Below are 14,185 nucleotides of genomic sequence, written 5' to 3'. Positions count from 1 at the left end.
GGGTGAGTGAAGATGATAACAGTTGAAAATGAACAGAAATTCGTTGAAGTCGGAGAGGATCTGATTAAAGCGATTGAAGAAACCATAGAATTTACCTTAGAAGATCAGCGTGTTTCATATGAAGGAGAAGTCAGTGTACTCCTGGTTGATAACGAGACAATTCAGGAAATCAACAGGGAGAACAGAAACATCGACAAGCCGACGGATGTGCTGTCGTTTCCGATGATCGACTATGAGGAAGGAAAAACCTTTACGGATCTTTATGCCGATCATGATTTCGGGGTGGAATATTTTGATGGAGATGCGCTCGTTCTGGGTGATATCGTGATTTCCATGGAAAAGGCTGCTGAACAGGCAATGGAGTATGGACATTCTCTGAAGAGGGAAGTGTGCTATCTGACGGTCCATTCCGTGCTTCATCTTCTGGGATATGAGCATATGAATGACGAAGAAAAACAGGTGATGAGGGGCACAGAAGAGAGGATACTGAACGAACTGAAGATTACGAGAGATCTGGAAGGGTGAATACATGGATGTAAAAGGACTTCTGGACAGTTTCAATTATGCCATATCAGGGTTCATCTATGCAGTAAGAACTCAGAGAAATATGAAGATTCACATGGTGACAGCCATTATAGTGATTGTATTTTCGCTGTTTACAAACATCAGTAAAGTTGAACTTCTTGTGCTCTGTATTGCGATCACCATGGTCATGTCAGCTGAGCTTCTTAACACAGCCATCGAGAGTGCGATTGATGCCACGACCAATCACTATCATCCGCTTGCAAAGATCGCCAAGAACGCATCAGCGGCTGCAGTGCTTGTAACAGCGATAAATGCCGTCATTGTGGGCTATTTCATCTTCTGGGAAGAAATCACAACCTTCACATTCAGAGGTGTTCAGCTCATAAAACATGCGAGTCCTTATCTTGTACTTGTCATACTGATTATCGTTTCGCTTTCTGTGATCCTGACCAAAGCTGTGGTAGGAGAAGGTACACCTCTTAAGGGCGGGATGCCGTCAGGTCACGCTGCGGTGGCATTCAGTCTTGCGACGGTGATCAGCTATCTGTCAGATTCGACCATCGCCATCACCTTAAGTTTTCTGATGGCTATCATCGTGGCTCAGTCGAGAGTTGATTCAAAAGTCCATTCGATAAAAGAGGTTTTTGTAGGGGCTCTTCTCGGGTTTCTGATTACAATATTACTGTTCAGATTCTTCGGGTACTGATTAATAATGTCATTACATGTTAAAATGAGAATAAAATCTATAGAAAAAGAGGGAAAATAATGTATAAAGAATTGATAGACGCCGCTTTGGAGGCGAGAGAGAACGCATATGTGCCTTATTCAGGGTTCAAGGTCGGTTCAGCTGTGCTGATGGAGGACGATACAATATTCAACGGATGCAATATTGAAAATGCTTCCTACGGAGCGACCAACTGTGCGGAGCGTACAGCGATTTTCAACGCGGTGTCACATGGTCACACTAAAATAAAAGCTCTTGCTGTAGTAGGGGATATTCATAACTTCACTTATCCCTGTGGAATATGCAGGCAGGTTATGGTCGAGTTTGCTGAGAACAGAGAAATACCGATCATAATCATAAAGAATAAGGACGAATATCTCGTGAAGACAATGGAAGATATTCTGCCAGGCGCTTTCACTAAAATCGATCTGGATGCAGAAAAGGAAGTAAAATATGTTTAAATCAGGATTTATAACGGTGGTCGGAAGACCTAATGTAGGAAAGTCGACACTGATCAATCACCTCATGGGTGCAAAACTGTCCATCGTTTCAAACAAACCCCAGACAACGAGAAAGAATCTGAATGCCATTTATACTGACGACGAGTCACAGATCATCTTTGTCGATACGCCAGGTATTCATAAAGCGCAGAACAAGCTTGGAGAATATATGGTCAATGTGGCTAAAGACACACTCAATCAGGTGGATCTCGTCATCTTCATCACTACACCTAACGGTATGGTCCATCCGGGAGATGCCAAGATTATGGAGGAGCTCAAGGGACTTAAGACGCCTGTTTTCCTTCTGGTGAATAAGACGGATGAATTCACTCAGGATAAAGTCGCGAAGACTCTTGAAAACTATGCAAGAGAAGTTGATTTTGCTGAAATCATACCGATATCAGCATTAAAGGGCAAAAACACAGAAAATCTTCTGGATCTTGTGAAGAAATACATGCCTGAAGGGCCGATGTACTATCCTGAAGATATGGTAGCAGACGTTCATCTGAGATTCATGGCAGCTGAAACCATCAGAGAAAAGGCATTGAAACTGCTCCAACAGGAGATACCTCACGGAATAGCAGTTGAAATCATCTCCATGAAGGAAAAGGAGAATGGTAACTGGGCGATTGAAGCAGATATCATCTGTGAAAAAGACTCGCATAAAGGGATTATAATCGGAAAGGGTGGTCAGACCCTCAAGAAAATCGGTACATGGGCTAGAGAAGACATGGAAGTTTATCTTGAAGGAAATGTGGACCTGAAGACTTTCGTTAAGGTCAGAAAAGAGTGGAGAGACAATGCCTCACTACTTAAGGAACTTGGTTATAAAGAGTAATGCAGGAAAAGGTCAAAGGTGTTGTTCTCAAAACCATGGACTATAAAGAGAAAGATAAGCTGATGTGGGTATTTACAGAAGAATTCGGTAAAATCTCCGTTCTCTGTAAAGGTGTCCGTTCTCAGAAAAGCAAGTTTCAGTCACTGATCAGGCCTCTTCTTTTTGGAGAATTCCTGCTATATCGGGGGAAATCTCTGTACAGTCTCAACGAAGGCAATATCATAAACAGTTTTTCCAGGTTAACAACCTCTCTTGAGCTTTTGACTTACGGATCCTATTATGTCGAGCTGGTCGATATCGTCAGCATTGATGGTGAACCTCAGCCTATGATCTACAGAAATCTTGTTACAGCATTATATTTACTTGAGTCAGGAGCACTTGATATGGAAATCCTGACCCTTGCATATGAGTTTAAACTGATCTCTTATACAGGTCTAAACATCGGGAAAGAAATGGTTCCTTTTGAAATCACTCAAGGTGCACTGAAAACGGCAGAGTTTTTATTGAGAACCGACTTTGCTAAGATTCATGTATTGAAAATTGATGAAAAAACTAAGAAGGAATTGCAAACAATTACATCTTTCGTCATGAAAGACAGTTATCAGAGGAGACCTAAGAGTTTAGATATGCTAAAATATATGTAATCAGATTTTACAAAATCAACAAGGAGGAATAACCCATGGAACACGATAATGAGTTACTCGCAAAAGTTGACGAAGTCAGGAGACGTAAAAAAGTTTCTTATGAAGAAGCCAGAAGAGCTCTTGAGGCCACAGATTACAATACACTCGATGCAGTTGTCTATCTTGAGAGCATGAAGGGTGAAATGTATGGCGAATTAAGAGGATACAAGGAAAAGACTGTAGAATCCATAAAAAAGACAACTAAGGAAACAGTTGAATTCTCTTTTAAAGACAAATCATTTGATGCACCTCTTCCTGCTGCACTGATTGGAACGCTGCTGCTGGCCAGGAAGCCGAAACTTCTTATGACACTCGCTGCCGGTGCTCTGGCATTCGGTGTTGATGTCAAACTGAAAAGAGGGCTGAAGGAGACGAATCTTACGAAACCGGTAAGAGAAAAAATAAAGGAAACGGCAAATGCTTTTGGACTGGACAAAAATAAAGTATCAAGAAAGATTGATGATCTTACAGATAAGATCCATTTCAAGAAAGATCTTAATGAAGAAGACAATCTTGAAGGATATTTTTCTCCGGATATCTATTAAGTTTTCACATTCTTAATATTCCTATAAGACTTCTCTGATATGATAGAGAAGTCTTATATTATGTCATAAAAGGAATATGAATTTCTTTTATGTGTAATCGTATCCAATAATTGTAACACAAGAAATAAGTTAATAAAATAAAAACCATTCTAAAGATTATACAATTAAATGGGTTACTGTGATATAATATATGAGGATTTTGATGCGTTCAGAATCAGTAAAATAGTGAACTCCCGGTTTACCGGATTCAAATATATGCCTAAGCATGAATTATTGAAAGTGAGGGAAATCTATGTCAAAGAAGTATGTCTACCTTTTTAGCGAAGGTGATGCTACAATGAAAAACCTCCTCGGAGGAAAAGGCGCCAATCTGGCAGAAATGACAAACCTTGGGATTCCAATACCTATGGGATTCACAGTTACAACAGAGGCTTGTAATAAATACTATGACGATAACAAGACAATTACACAGGATGTTATCGACGAAATCCATACAACAATGAACAAGCTGGAAGAAATTTCCGGTAAGGAATTTGGTGGAGAAAAGAATCCTCTACTTGTATCTGTCCGTTCAGGAGCTAGAGCTTCTATGCCAGGTATGATGGACACAATCCTAAACTTAGGTCTAAATGACAAGACAGTAGAAGTTGTGGCAAAAGAAACAGGAAATGAAAGATTCGCATATGATTCATACAGAAGATTCATCATGATGTTTGCTGACGTAGTTATGGAAATAGCTAAGCAGGACTTCGAAGAGATTCTTCATGAAATGAAGGAAGAAAAGGGAGTAGAACTGGATACTCAGCTTACAGCTGAAGATCTTAAGGAACTTGTCGTGAAGTTCAAGGAGTTCTACAAGAGCAGAAAGGGAGAAGATTTCCCACAGGACCCAAGAGAGCAGCTGATCGAATCAGTTACTGCTGTATTCAGAAGCTGGGATAACCCAAGAGCTAACGTGTACAGAAGAATGAATGATATCCCTTCAAGCTGGGGAACTGCTGTAAACGTACAGGAAATGGTATTCGGTAACAAGGGAGATACATCAGGTTCTGGTGTTGCATTCTCAAGAAACCCTGCTACTGGAGAAAAGAAAATCTTTGCTGAGTATCTTATGAACGCTCAGGGTGAAGACGTTGTTGCTGGTATCAGAACACCATCACCAATTGAAGAACTTGACAAGCAGATGCCAGAAACTTATAGAGAGTTTATCGACATCGTTAACACTCTTGAAAATCATTACCATGATATGCAGGATATGGAGTTCACCATCGAAGAAGGTAAACTTTACTTCCTACAGACAAGAAACGGTAAGAGAACTGCTCAGGCAGCACTAAGAATAGCCGTTGAAATGGTAGAAGAAGGACTTGTAACAAAAGAACAGGCTATCCTTATGATGGATCCTAAGCAGCTTGATACACTTCTTCATCCAGCATTTGATACTGCTGAAATGGCAAAGCACGATGTAATCGCTACAGGTCTGCCAGCTTCACCAGGAGCAGCAACAGGTAAGATTGCATTCTCAGCTCAGGAAGCTAAGGAAAGACATGAAGCTGGAGAGAACGTTATCCTTGTAAGACAGGAAACTTCACCAGAAGATATCGAAGGTATGATCGCTGCAGAAGGTATCCTTACTGTAAGAGGCGGTATGACTTCCCACGCAGCTGTTGTTGCAAGAGGAATGGGCGCTTGCTGTGTTGCAGGAGCAGGTTCAGTAAAGGTTGATGAAAAGAAGAAGACAATGACCGTTAACGGAAAGGTATATTCATCTGATGATTATATCTCACTGGACGGATCAACAGGTAATGTCTATGCTGGTAAGATCGAAACTGTAGAGCCTGAAATTTCTGGCCACTTCGGTACTTTCATGGGCTGGGCAGATGAAATCAGATCACTTAAGGTTAGAACAAATGCTGATACACCTCACGATGCAGCACAGGCTGTCAAGTTCGGTGCAGAAGGTATCGGTCTGACAAGAACTGAGCATATGTTCTTCGCAGAAGATAGAATATTCCCAATGAGACAGATGATTGTCGCAAGAACAGAAGAAGCCAGAAGAACTGCTCTAGAGAAGCTGCTTCCAATGCAGAAGAGTGACTTCAAGGGTATCTACGAGGCTATGGAAGGTCATGCGGTTACAATCAGATTCCTGGATCCGCCACTACATGAATTCCTGCCAACTCAGGCTAAGGAAATCGAAGAACTGGCAACAGAGCTGAAGATTTCAGTTGATGAGCTTAACGGCGTAATCACAGATCTTCATGAGTTCAACCCAATGATGGGACATAGAGGCTGCAGACTTGCGATTTCTTACCCTGAAATAGCTGAAATGCAGACAAGAGCTGTAATTGAAGCTGCAATTGAAGTCAATGAAGAAATGGGATGGTCAATCGTTCCAGAAATCATGATTCCACTTGTAGGTGAGGTTAACGAACTTAAGTTTGTTAAGAGCATAGTTAAGAAGACAGCTGATGCGATCATCGCTGAAAGAGGAGCTAAGCTTACTTATCTGGTTGGTACTATGATCGAGATTCCAAGAGCATGCGTCACAGCAGATGAAATTGCCAAGGAAGCAGACTTCTTCTCATTCGGTACCAATGACCTTACACAGATGTCCTTCGGATTCTCAAGAGATGACGCTGGTACATTCCTGAAGCATTACTATGAAAAGAAGATCTATGACTTTGATCCGTTTGCTAAGCTTGACCAGACTGGTGTAGGTCAGTTTGTACAGATAGCAGTTGAAAAGGGTAGAAGTGTTAAGGAAACACTTAAGCTTGGTGTATGTGGAGAACACGGTGGAGATCCTTCATCTGTAAACTTCTTCCATGACAACGGTCTTGATTATGTATCCTGTTCACCATACAGAGTACCAGTTGCAAGACTTGCAGCTGCTCAGGCTGAAGTAAGAAACCCAAGAAAGAAGTAAATCAAACAATAGAGATGCAATCAGGACGCTGATTCAACTTTATTAGACTAAAAAAGGTCTGTATCAGATCGGTTAATACCGGCGGATACAGACCTTTTATATTGATAAAAAGCACAGGAATTTTTGTGTTTGCGCGGAATTCAATTAGGTTGAAATCGGTAATCTGATATCAGAAACTATGATTTCCCAAGCAATGAGATTTTTGTATCAACTCTTTGCAAACGTGTGAAACTGCATAGAAATAGCATAAGTAAACATTTACATTACTTTGAACGACTTACTATGTTGAAACGTTTACATAATAAGATTAGGTTTGGGTCCCAATCTGATAGGTGAAAATCATCTATTTCAATTAAGCAGCATTTATATAGGAAAGAACTAAATAATAAACGACGAGATTGATGATGATTATTATAGGTACGCCAAATTTGAACTTGATATGTTTTGTTTTGTGTCTGAATAATTCCATGCCTAGAAGAGTACCGATTGCACCCCCAAATAATGACAAGGTCAACATGAGAGATTCAGGAATTCTCCAAGAATGACTTCTTGCTTTTCTCTTATCAGATTGCATTATGAATACGGTAATAGTATTTATGGTGATGAAGTATAGATATATGTATTTTGACATAAGTCCTCCTAAAAACAAATTTGAGAATATGTGCATGAATATATATTAAAATTTGCGTATAAAGTGATAAACCTTTACATGATTTATACATAATGGGGTCAAATATTTTTATTAAAAGTATGATTTTATTGACTTTACTAGCACAATTCCAGACAAATTGATGATTTATGTAGTAAATGTTATTATAGCAGACAATGTATTAATTATAAGCCCATTGATTTTATTCCTGAATGTGTTGATTATGAATATAGTATAAACAAAAAGTTTCTGTTTTTAATATGTTGTGGTAAAATAGGGTTACACTTAATTGTTTAATTAATTTATGTCAAGTTTATTACGGTATTGAAAATCTGCTTTATCAGTACTTGACGCGAGATCATCATCCAAAGTTATTTGAAAAGTTAATAATTATGCCTAAAATATCTGATTAGAATTTGTTAAAAATGTGCACAATATATTTCGCCTTCGATATTCATATGGACAAAAGAGAAGTTAATTTTGCCGATTTAATGAAGAAAACGATATATTTTTAGCGCTAAATAAGGACATTATGAACTATTATTAAAAATTAGTTGATAAATGTGGCTATTTATAATAAAATGAATAATATCTTCAACAACACTTAACAAATTACTACATTCGGTTTTCAGTTGCTGGTGACAGCATCTAAAAATAAAAGATTATTCAAGGAGGAAGAAAGAATGACAAAAAAGAGAATAGGCTTACTGTTGGCTCTTACACTGGCTATGTCAGTAGTATTTACAGCTTGCAGTCCTAAGACGGAGACACCAGAGACACCTGGCGAAACTCCAGGAACAGAAACACCTGCTGAAACACCTTCAGAACCATCCGCAGAACCATCAGGTACACTGAAGGTTGGTATTACTGAAGCATCAGGTAACTTCAATCCACTTTACTACTCATCATCTTATGATGGATATGTAGTTGATCTTGTATTCCAGGGTCTGGCTACACTCAATTTCGAAGGCGATGAATACGAACCGGTAGTTGCTAAAGATTGGGTAATTTCAGAAGATGGTAAGACCATAACATTCAATCTTAGAGAAGACGTAGTTTTCTCAGACGGAACTCCACTTACTGCTAATGACGTAGTATTCACATACAAAGTTATGGCTGATCCATCCTACTCAGGTAGATATGGAACAATGGTTAAGGACCTTGCAGGTTACGAAGCTTACTCAGCTGGTGAAACTGAAGAGTTCGAAGGCGTAGTTGCTGAAGATGACTACACAGTTACATTCAACTTTGCTGAAGGTAAGAGAACAAACTTCGCAAACACAACAATGTCAATCATGCCAGAAGCTTACTATGGCACAGATTTCGCTTACAAGAATACAGCTGGCGTTGAAGCTCTTTCAGCAGAACCAGTTGGTTCAGGACCATACAAGCTTGACACATATTCAGAAGCACAGTTCATATTCCTGACAAGAAATGAAAACTATGTTGGCGAAGGCTACATGATCAAGGAAATCCTTCTTCAGTTCGTAGACCAGTCCACAGACATCGTTCAGCTGATGAATGGTGAAGTTGACCTTCTTGCTGGTGTTATCGAACCTTCCAAGATCAAAGAAGCTAGAGATGGCGGATACTCCATCAATGAATATCCAAGATCAGGTTACGGTTACATCAACTTCAACACAGAAGCAGGACCTACTTCTGAAGTTGCAGTTAGACAGGCTCTTACATATGCTTTCGACACAGAAGCATTCGTAAACAGCTACTACAAAGATCCAGATACAGGTCTAGTACTTGCTACAACACAGAATCACCCATTCTCCCAGGTTTCATGGGTAATGAGCGATGAACTGGTTGACTCACTGATAGACTACTCATATGACATCGAAAAGGCTAAGTCAATTCTTGATGAAGCTGGATGGGTTCCAGGAGCAGATGGTATCAGAGCTAAGGGTGGAAAGTTATTAGAACTGAACATCGCAGCTATGCCAGAACATGATATTCTTGCAACACTTATCCCAATGTGGGAAAAATCATGGGGAGAAGAACTTGGTGTTAAGCTTAACGTTTCATACCTTGAGTTCAATACAATCCTTGATTATGTTATCTACGATTCAGATGCTAATGTTGACAAGTGGAGTGTATTCTTCCTGGCAACATCAATCACAAGTGCTGATCCAGACTCAATCTACACTGAGTTCCACTCAAATGACGTAGGTGCAGGTAAGGACAACACAGCTAGATACAAGAATCCTGAAGTTGACAGACTTCTTGATGAAGCTAGAGCTATAATGGATCCAGAAGAAGCTAAGCCACTATATGCTGAAGTTGTTAAGATTCTGAACGAAGAAATGCCTAAGGTTGTTGTTTATGCTAACACATACTTCGATCTATACAATTCAAAAGTTAAGGACCTTAAGACAAGTTCACTATACGGCTGGGTTAAGGCTGTTAAGGATGCTAAAATCGAAGAATAGAATACCTTAAACTTAATAAAAATTAAGGCAGTCTGATAAGGACTGCCTTTCTACTACTAAATATATAGGAGCTATGGGGAGTGAAATAATGTTAAAATATATAGCAAGGAGATTGCTGCATCTGATTCCTGTAATGATCGTTATATCTATAGCAATATACGGTATCATGGAACTCATGCCTGGAGACGCAGTCCAAGCCTATCTGGGTGTTGGATCGGGTGTATCCGTAGAGCAGCAACAAGCGTTAAAAGAACAGCTTGGTTTAAATGGAAATATTGTTGAAAGATACATCAACTGGATCGGTCGTACACTTAAAGGCGACTTCGGAAGATCAATTCTGAAAAGAGCGCCTGTTGCTGATATTATAGGCGAGAGCGTCTGGAATACATTTATCATCAACTTTTTTGGAATGATATTCGCTTTTTCAATATCTATACCGGTAGGTATTAAATCAGCCGTCAACAAATATGGAAAGTTTGATAATTTCTGGACCATATTTTCGCTACTTGGCGTATCGATGCCATCCTTCTTCTTTGCGATGATTCTTATTTTCTTTGTCGGAATACCATTAGGACTACCATTGACACTAATGAGAGATCCTATGAGTGTGGTTAGAGGCTACCCTAGTTTCTTTGCTGAGATAGTCGATGTCGGAAGACATATGATTCTCCCTCTTATCGTACTTACGATATCCTCACTTGCAAGTCTGACAAGATATGTAAGAAATGCCGTGTTAGAAGTAATTAACCAGGATTACATCAGAACTGCAAGATCAAAAGGTCTTTCAGAGAAGGTTGTAATTTACAAGCATGCATTTAGAAATGCTCTTTTACCAATTGTTACACTACTTGGAAGCTATATTCCATCGTTATTCGGTGGGTCACTTATTCTGGAAACGATCTTTAAATGGCCTGGAATAGGTAATACATTACATGAGGCTATTTTTAAGCAGGACACTTCTTTAGTTATGGCGATCAATATTTTCTACGCAGTACTTATGCTTGCAGGTAATCTGCTTGCAGATATCAGTTATGCGCTTGTTGATCCTAGAGTAAAGGTTAGTTAGGAGGTTGGATTATGGAAGATAAGAAAGTAAACTATGAAAAGACAACCCAGGCTACCAATATTGTAGGACCATGGAGAATCGCCTGGGATAGATTTAAAAAGAATAAAACTGCCATGTTCGGCGGTATACTGTTTCTAATAATTGTATTAATGTGTATATTCGTACCTGTATTCTCCAGATTTGGCATCAATGACTTTATTCTGGATCAGAAAAAGATGCCACCATCATCTGAGTACTGGTTAGGTACTGATGAGCAGGGAAGAGATGTATTTCTCAGACTGTTCCTTGGTGGAAGAACCTCTCTTATCGTTGGTATGATTGCAGCCGGATTTACAGTGCTTATTGGTGCGACTATTGGTGGTATCGCAGGATATTATGGTGGAAGAGTGGATAATCTGCTGATGAGATTCGCGGAAATTGTCTATTCCATTCCATTTACACCAACAGTAATCACTATTTCTGGTGCGCTGATGTTCAGTGTAGATTCTAAATACAAGATGTACATAGTTATGTTCCTGATCGGTATTCTTAGCTGGCCTGGTCTGGCAAGAATGGTCAGAGGACAGATTCTATCACTCAGAGAACAGGAATTTATGCAGGCGACTGAAATTCTGGGTCTTTCAACAAGATCAAGAATTGCAAGACATCTACTGCCAAATACATTCGCATATATCATAGTTTCTGCAACACTTGGTATGGCCGGAGCTATCTTAACAGAGGCGAGCTTATCCTATCTGGGTCTTGGTGTAACACCACCAACGCCAACATGGGGTAACATGATCGAAAGAGCGAGAAATTCAGACGTGTTTAGAAATATGCAGTGGCTTTGGGTACCACCAGGTGTAATGATTATGCTGACAGTTTTAAGTATAAATCTACTTGGTGAAGGGCTCAGAGATGCCTTCGATCCAAAGGAAATTAGGTAGGTATAATATGAAAAAAATATTAGAAGTAAAGAACCTTAAGACACACTTTTTTACAGACAAAGGTGTGGTTAAGGCTGTAGACGGAGTTACATTTGACCTCTTAGAAGGTAGAACACTTGGCGTTGTGGGCGAGTCTGGCTGTGGTAAAAGTATAACAGCAATGAGTGTTTTAAGACTGATTGATAAAAATGGTGGTATAGTTGATGGAAGTATCAATTATGGCGGTCAGGATATCACAAAGATTCCTCTGGATGAAATGAGAAAAATCAGAGGAAATGATATTTCCATCATATTCCAGGAACCGATGACTTCCCTCAATCCGGTTTTCAGAATCGGGGACCAGATTGTTGAAGCAATTAAACTTCATCAGGATCTGTCCAAAGATGAGGCTCATGATAAAGCAGTGAACATGCTTAAACTTGTCGGTATTCCAAGAGCGGAAAGAGTAGTTTATGACTATCCTCACCAGCTTTCTGGGGGAATGAGACAAAGAGCTATGATCGCTATGGCACTTGCCTGTGATCCAAAGATCCTTATTGCTGATGAACCAACTACAGCACTGGATGTAACTATCCAGGCGCAGATTCTTTCACTCATGAATGATCTGAAAGAAAAGATGAACACTGCTATCATGCTCATCACCCATGATCTTGGTGTTGTGGCTCAGATGGCTGACGATGTTATCGTTATGTATTCTGGTAAAGTTGTAGAGTCAGCAGATGTCAAAGAACTATATGGTAATCCAAAACACCCTTATACCCAGGGTCTTCTAGATTCAATTCCTGACCTTAAGTCAGAAAAGAAAAGACTGAACAGTATCGAAGGTGTCGTTCCTAATCCTATGGAGCTGCCAAAGGGATGCTATTTTGCACCTCGATGCAAGTTTGCAATGGATAAGTGCTGGGAACAGGAACCAGGATTGTATTTCATTGATAAAGAAAGAAACGGCGAGAATCATCAAGTCAAGTGTTTCTTGTACGAAGGAAATTAGGAGGGAAGTATGAAAGAGAATAATAGAGTGTTACTCGAAGTTAACGACGTTAAGAAATATTTCCCTGTGAAGACTGGTATGTTCAGTAAACCGACGTACATTAAGGCTGTTGATGGAGTCACATTTAAACTGAATGAAGGTGAGACCATTGGTCTTGTAGGAGAATCAGGATGTGGTAAATCAACATTGGGAAGAACTATAGTCAGATTATATGACCCAACAGACGGTCAGATTATCTATCATGGTAAAGCAATTGACGGTGATATTGCAACACTTAAGGGTGATAAACTGAAAGCACTGAGACGAGAAATGCAGCTGATATTCCAGGATCCTTACAGTTCCTTAAATCCTAGAATGAACGTAAGCAATATTGTCGGCGAGTCACTGCTTTCGCACAAACAGGTTAAGCCAGGTGCTGAGTATAAAGATAGAGTGATGGAAATCATTGAAATGTGTGGTCTATCACCATATCATATTTACAGATATCCACATCAGTTCTCAGGTGGGCAGAGACAGAGAATCGGTATTGCAAGAGCGCTTGCTCTGAATCCTGATTTCATAGTTGCTGATGAACCAGTATCTGCTCTGGATGTATCCATTCAGTCACAGATCCTTAACTTGATGATGGATCTGCAGGAAAAAATGGGCTTATCCTATCTTTTCATCTCGCATGATTTAAGCGTAGTTAAACATATCAGTGATAGAATAGGAGTAATGTATTTAGGTTCCTTGGTGGAACTTGCGAGCAAGAATGAGCTCTATAATACACCAGCTCATCCTTATACGAGAGCGCTACTTGCGGCTATCCCAGTTCCGGATCCTACACACATCAGGAAGATGGAACCGATCATGGGCGAACTGCCAAGTAACATCAATACTCCACCTGGATGCAAATTCCATACTAGATGTCCTTATGCTAAAGATATCTGTAAAGAAGAGATTCCGATACTGAGAGAATACAGCCCAGTGGAACATCCAAATCATTTTGTTGCATGTCACTTTGCTGGTGAAATCTAGAACAACCGAAATAGATCATATTCGAAAAAGGAGGGATGATCATGAATATGTTTGGTGGAAAAGGTCGTCGATTTGATGATGTAGTACCAAATATGGATGCCGATATAAAAATGGAAAAAGGTGACCTCATGGCAATGGCCATGGCGATGGCTTCATATTTATTTCCACTTGTAATTGGAATCTACGGCTTCTTTGCCCTCCTGACTTGGATTATGTTTTACTAGAATCAAAAAAACACTTGCTGCACCAAATTGTGGCAAGTGTTTTTTTTGTTCACCACAAATCCTGCTGCATCATGGCGCTGCTTTTTCGGATCAACTGAGTATAAATGAGTTTGAGATATCTATAATATCATTATAA

The 14,185-nt window shown here is 39.7% G+C and carries 14 protein-coding genes; 13 read left to right on the top strand and 1 reads right to left on the bottom strand.

The genetic code is table 11. The features are described 5' to 3' along the window. Positions 1-12 precede the first annotated feature (12 nt). The 7 genes from ybeY to ppdK all read left to right on the top strand — a co-directional run bounded on the left by ybeY (position 13) and on the right by ppdK (position 6,741). Positions 13-525: an rRNA maturation RNase YbeY gene (ybeY, locus tag RTX25_RS04630; RefSeq protein ID WP_312651047.1), complete on the top strand. Its 513-nt coding sequence runs from the start codon at positions 13-15 to the stop codon at positions 523-525. Positions 526-529: 4 nt separating this feature from the next. Then, positions 530-1,231: a diacylglycerol kinase gene (locus RTX25_RS04625; RefSeq protein ID WP_312651044.1), complete on the top strand. Its 702-nt coding sequence runs from the start codon at positions 530-532 to the stop codon at positions 1,229-1,231. Between the two features lie 59 nt (positions 1,232-1,290). After that, complete coding sequence (locus RTX25_RS04620; protein ID WP_397428517.1) at positions 1,291-1,710, top strand: cytidine deaminase; 420 nt, start codon at positions 1,291-1,293, stop codon at positions 1,708-1,710. Beyond that, positions 1,703-2,587: a GTPase Era gene (gene era, locus RTX25_RS04615; protein ID WP_312651041.1), complete on the top strand. Its 885-nt coding sequence runs from the start codon at positions 1,703-1,705 to the stop codon at positions 2,585-2,587. Before RTX25_RS04620 ends, era begins: the two co-directional genes overlap by 8 nt. Beyond that, positions 2,587-3,231, top strand: coding sequence for a DNA repair protein RecO (gene recO, locus RTX25_RS04610; protein WP_312651038.1), 645 nt, complete (start codon positions 2,587-2,589; stop codon positions 3,229-3,231). Before era ends, recO begins: the two co-directional genes overlap by 1 nt. Before the next feature lie 35 nt (positions 3,232-3,266). After that, positions 3,267-3,815 (top strand): hypothetical protein, encoded by a 549-nt coding sequence (locus tag RTX25_RS04605; protein WP_312651036.1) that lies wholly within the window; start codon positions 3,267-3,269, stop codon positions 3,813-3,815. Positions 3,816-4,107: 292 nt separating this feature from the next. Next, positions 4,108-6,741, top strand: a complete 2,634-nt coding sequence (ppdK, locus tag RTX25_RS04600) for a pyruvate, phosphate dikinase (RefSeq protein WP_312651033.1) — start codon at positions 4,108-4,110, stop codon at positions 6,739-6,741. A gap of 352 nt (positions 6,742-7,093) precedes the next feature. Here the strand turns inward: ppdK and RTX25_RS04595 are convergent, their stop codons facing one another. Next, positions 7,094-7,372, bottom strand: coding sequence for a DUF1294 domain-containing protein (locus RTX25_RS04595; RefSeq protein WP_312651030.1), 279 nt, complete (start codon positions 7,370-7,372; stop codon positions 7,094-7,096). Positions 7,373-8,100: 728 nt separating this feature from the next. On the opposite strand from RTX25_RS04595, the gene RTX25_RS04590 reads away from it, so the two are divergent. The 6 genes from RTX25_RS04590 (at position 8,101) to RTX25_RS04565 (ending at position 14,049) form a co-directional block, all read left to right on the top strand. Then, entirely contained in the window at positions 8,101-9,825 is a 1,725-nt protein-coding gene (locus RTX25_RS04590; RefSeq protein ID WP_312651027.1) for an ABC transporter substrate-binding protein, read from the top strand. 88 nt (positions 9,826-9,913) lie between these two features. Continuing rightward, positions 9,914-10,891 (top strand): ABC transporter permease, encoded by a 978-nt coding sequence (locus RTX25_RS04585; RefSeq protein ID WP_312651023.1) that lies wholly within the window; start codon positions 9,914-9,916, stop codon positions 10,889-10,891. Between the two features lie 11 nt (positions 10,892-10,902). After that, positions 10,903-11,817 carry an oligopeptide ABC transporter permease gene (gene opp4C / locus RTX25_RS04580; protein ID WP_312651020.1) on the top strand — a complete coding sequence of 305 codons (915 nt, stop codon included), beginning with the start codon at positions 10,903-10,905 and terminating at the stop codon, positions 11,815-11,817. A gap of 7 nt (positions 11,818-11,824) precedes the next feature. Continuing rightward, positions 11,825-12,808, top strand: coding sequence for an ABC transporter ATP-binding protein (locus RTX25_RS04575; protein ID WP_312651017.1), 984 nt, complete (start codon positions 11,825-11,827; stop codon positions 12,806-12,808). Between the two features lie 9 nt (positions 12,809-12,817). Then, on the top strand, positions 12,818-13,825 hold the full coding sequence (locus RTX25_RS04570; protein ID WP_312651015.1) for a dipeptide ABC transporter ATP-binding protein: 1,008 nt from the start codon (positions 12,818-12,820) through the stop codon (positions 13,823-13,825). 41 nt (positions 13,826-13,866) lie between these two features. Next, positions 13,867-14,049 (top strand): hypothetical protein, encoded by a 183-nt coding sequence (locus tag RTX25_RS04565; RefSeq protein WP_312651013.1) that lies wholly within the window; start codon positions 13,867-13,869, stop codon positions 14,047-14,049. The last annotated feature ends 136 nt before the right edge of the window (positions 14,050-14,185 follow it).

The organism is Proteiniclasticum sp. (assembly GCF_032054185.1).
Classification (GTDB): domain Bacteria; phylum Bacillota; class Clostridia; order Clostridiales; family Clostridiaceae; genus Proteiniclasticum.
Note: the sequence above shows the minus strand (reverse complement) of the source record. Positions and strands in the feature narration are given on the sequence as shown.

Bases quoted from the DNA above. Each gene is read 5' to 3' on its own strand.
- ybeY (WP_312651047.1), top strand. From the start codon at position 13: ATGATAACAGTTGAAAATGAACAGAAATTCGTTGAAGTCGGAGAGGAT.
- RTX25_RS04565 (WP_312651013.1), top strand. From the start codon at position 13,867: ATGAATATGTTTGGTGGAAAAGGTCGTCGATTTGATGATGTAGTACCA.
- RTX25_RS04605 (WP_312651036.1), top strand. From the start codon at position 3,267: ATGGAACACGATAATGAGTTACTCGCAAAAGTTGACGAAGTCAGGAGA.
- RTX25_RS04620 (WP_397428517.1), top strand. From the start codon at position 1,291: ATGTATAAAGAATTGATAGACGCCGCTTTGGAGGCGAGAGAGAACGCA.
- RTX25_RS04625 (WP_312651044.1), top strand. From the start codon at position 530: ATGGATGTAAAAGGACTTCTGGACAGTTTCAATTATGCCATATCAGGG.
- RTX25_RS04585 (WP_312651023.1), top strand. From the start codon at position 9,914: ATGTTAAAATATATAGCAAGGAGATTGCTGCATCTGATTCCTGTAATG.
- opp4C (WP_312651020.1), top strand. From the start codon at position 10,903: ATGGAAGATAAGAAAGTAAACTATGAAAAGACAACCCAGGCTACCAAT.
- RTX25_RS04570 (WP_312651015.1), top strand. From the start codon at position 12,818: ATGAAAGAGAATAATAGAGTGTTACTCGAAGTTAACGACGTTAAGAAA.
- RTX25_RS04595 (WP_312651030.1), bottom strand. From the start codon at position 7,372: ATGTCAAAATACATATATCTATACTTCATCACCATAAATACTATTACC.
- recO (WP_312651038.1), top strand. From the start codon at position 2,587: ATGCAGGAAAAGGTCAAAGGTGTTGTTCTCAAAACCATGGACTATAAA.
- ppdK (WP_312651033.1), top strand. From the start codon at position 4,108: ATGTCAAAGAAGTATGTCTACCTTTTTAGCGAAGGTGATGCTACAATG.
- RTX25_RS04575 (WP_312651017.1), top strand. From the start codon at position 11,825: ATGAAAAAAATATTAGAAGTAAAGAACCTTAAGACACACTTTTTTACA.
- era (WP_312651041.1), top strand. From the start codon at position 1,703: ATGTTTAAATCAGGATTTATAACGGTGGTCGGAAGACCTAATGTAGGA.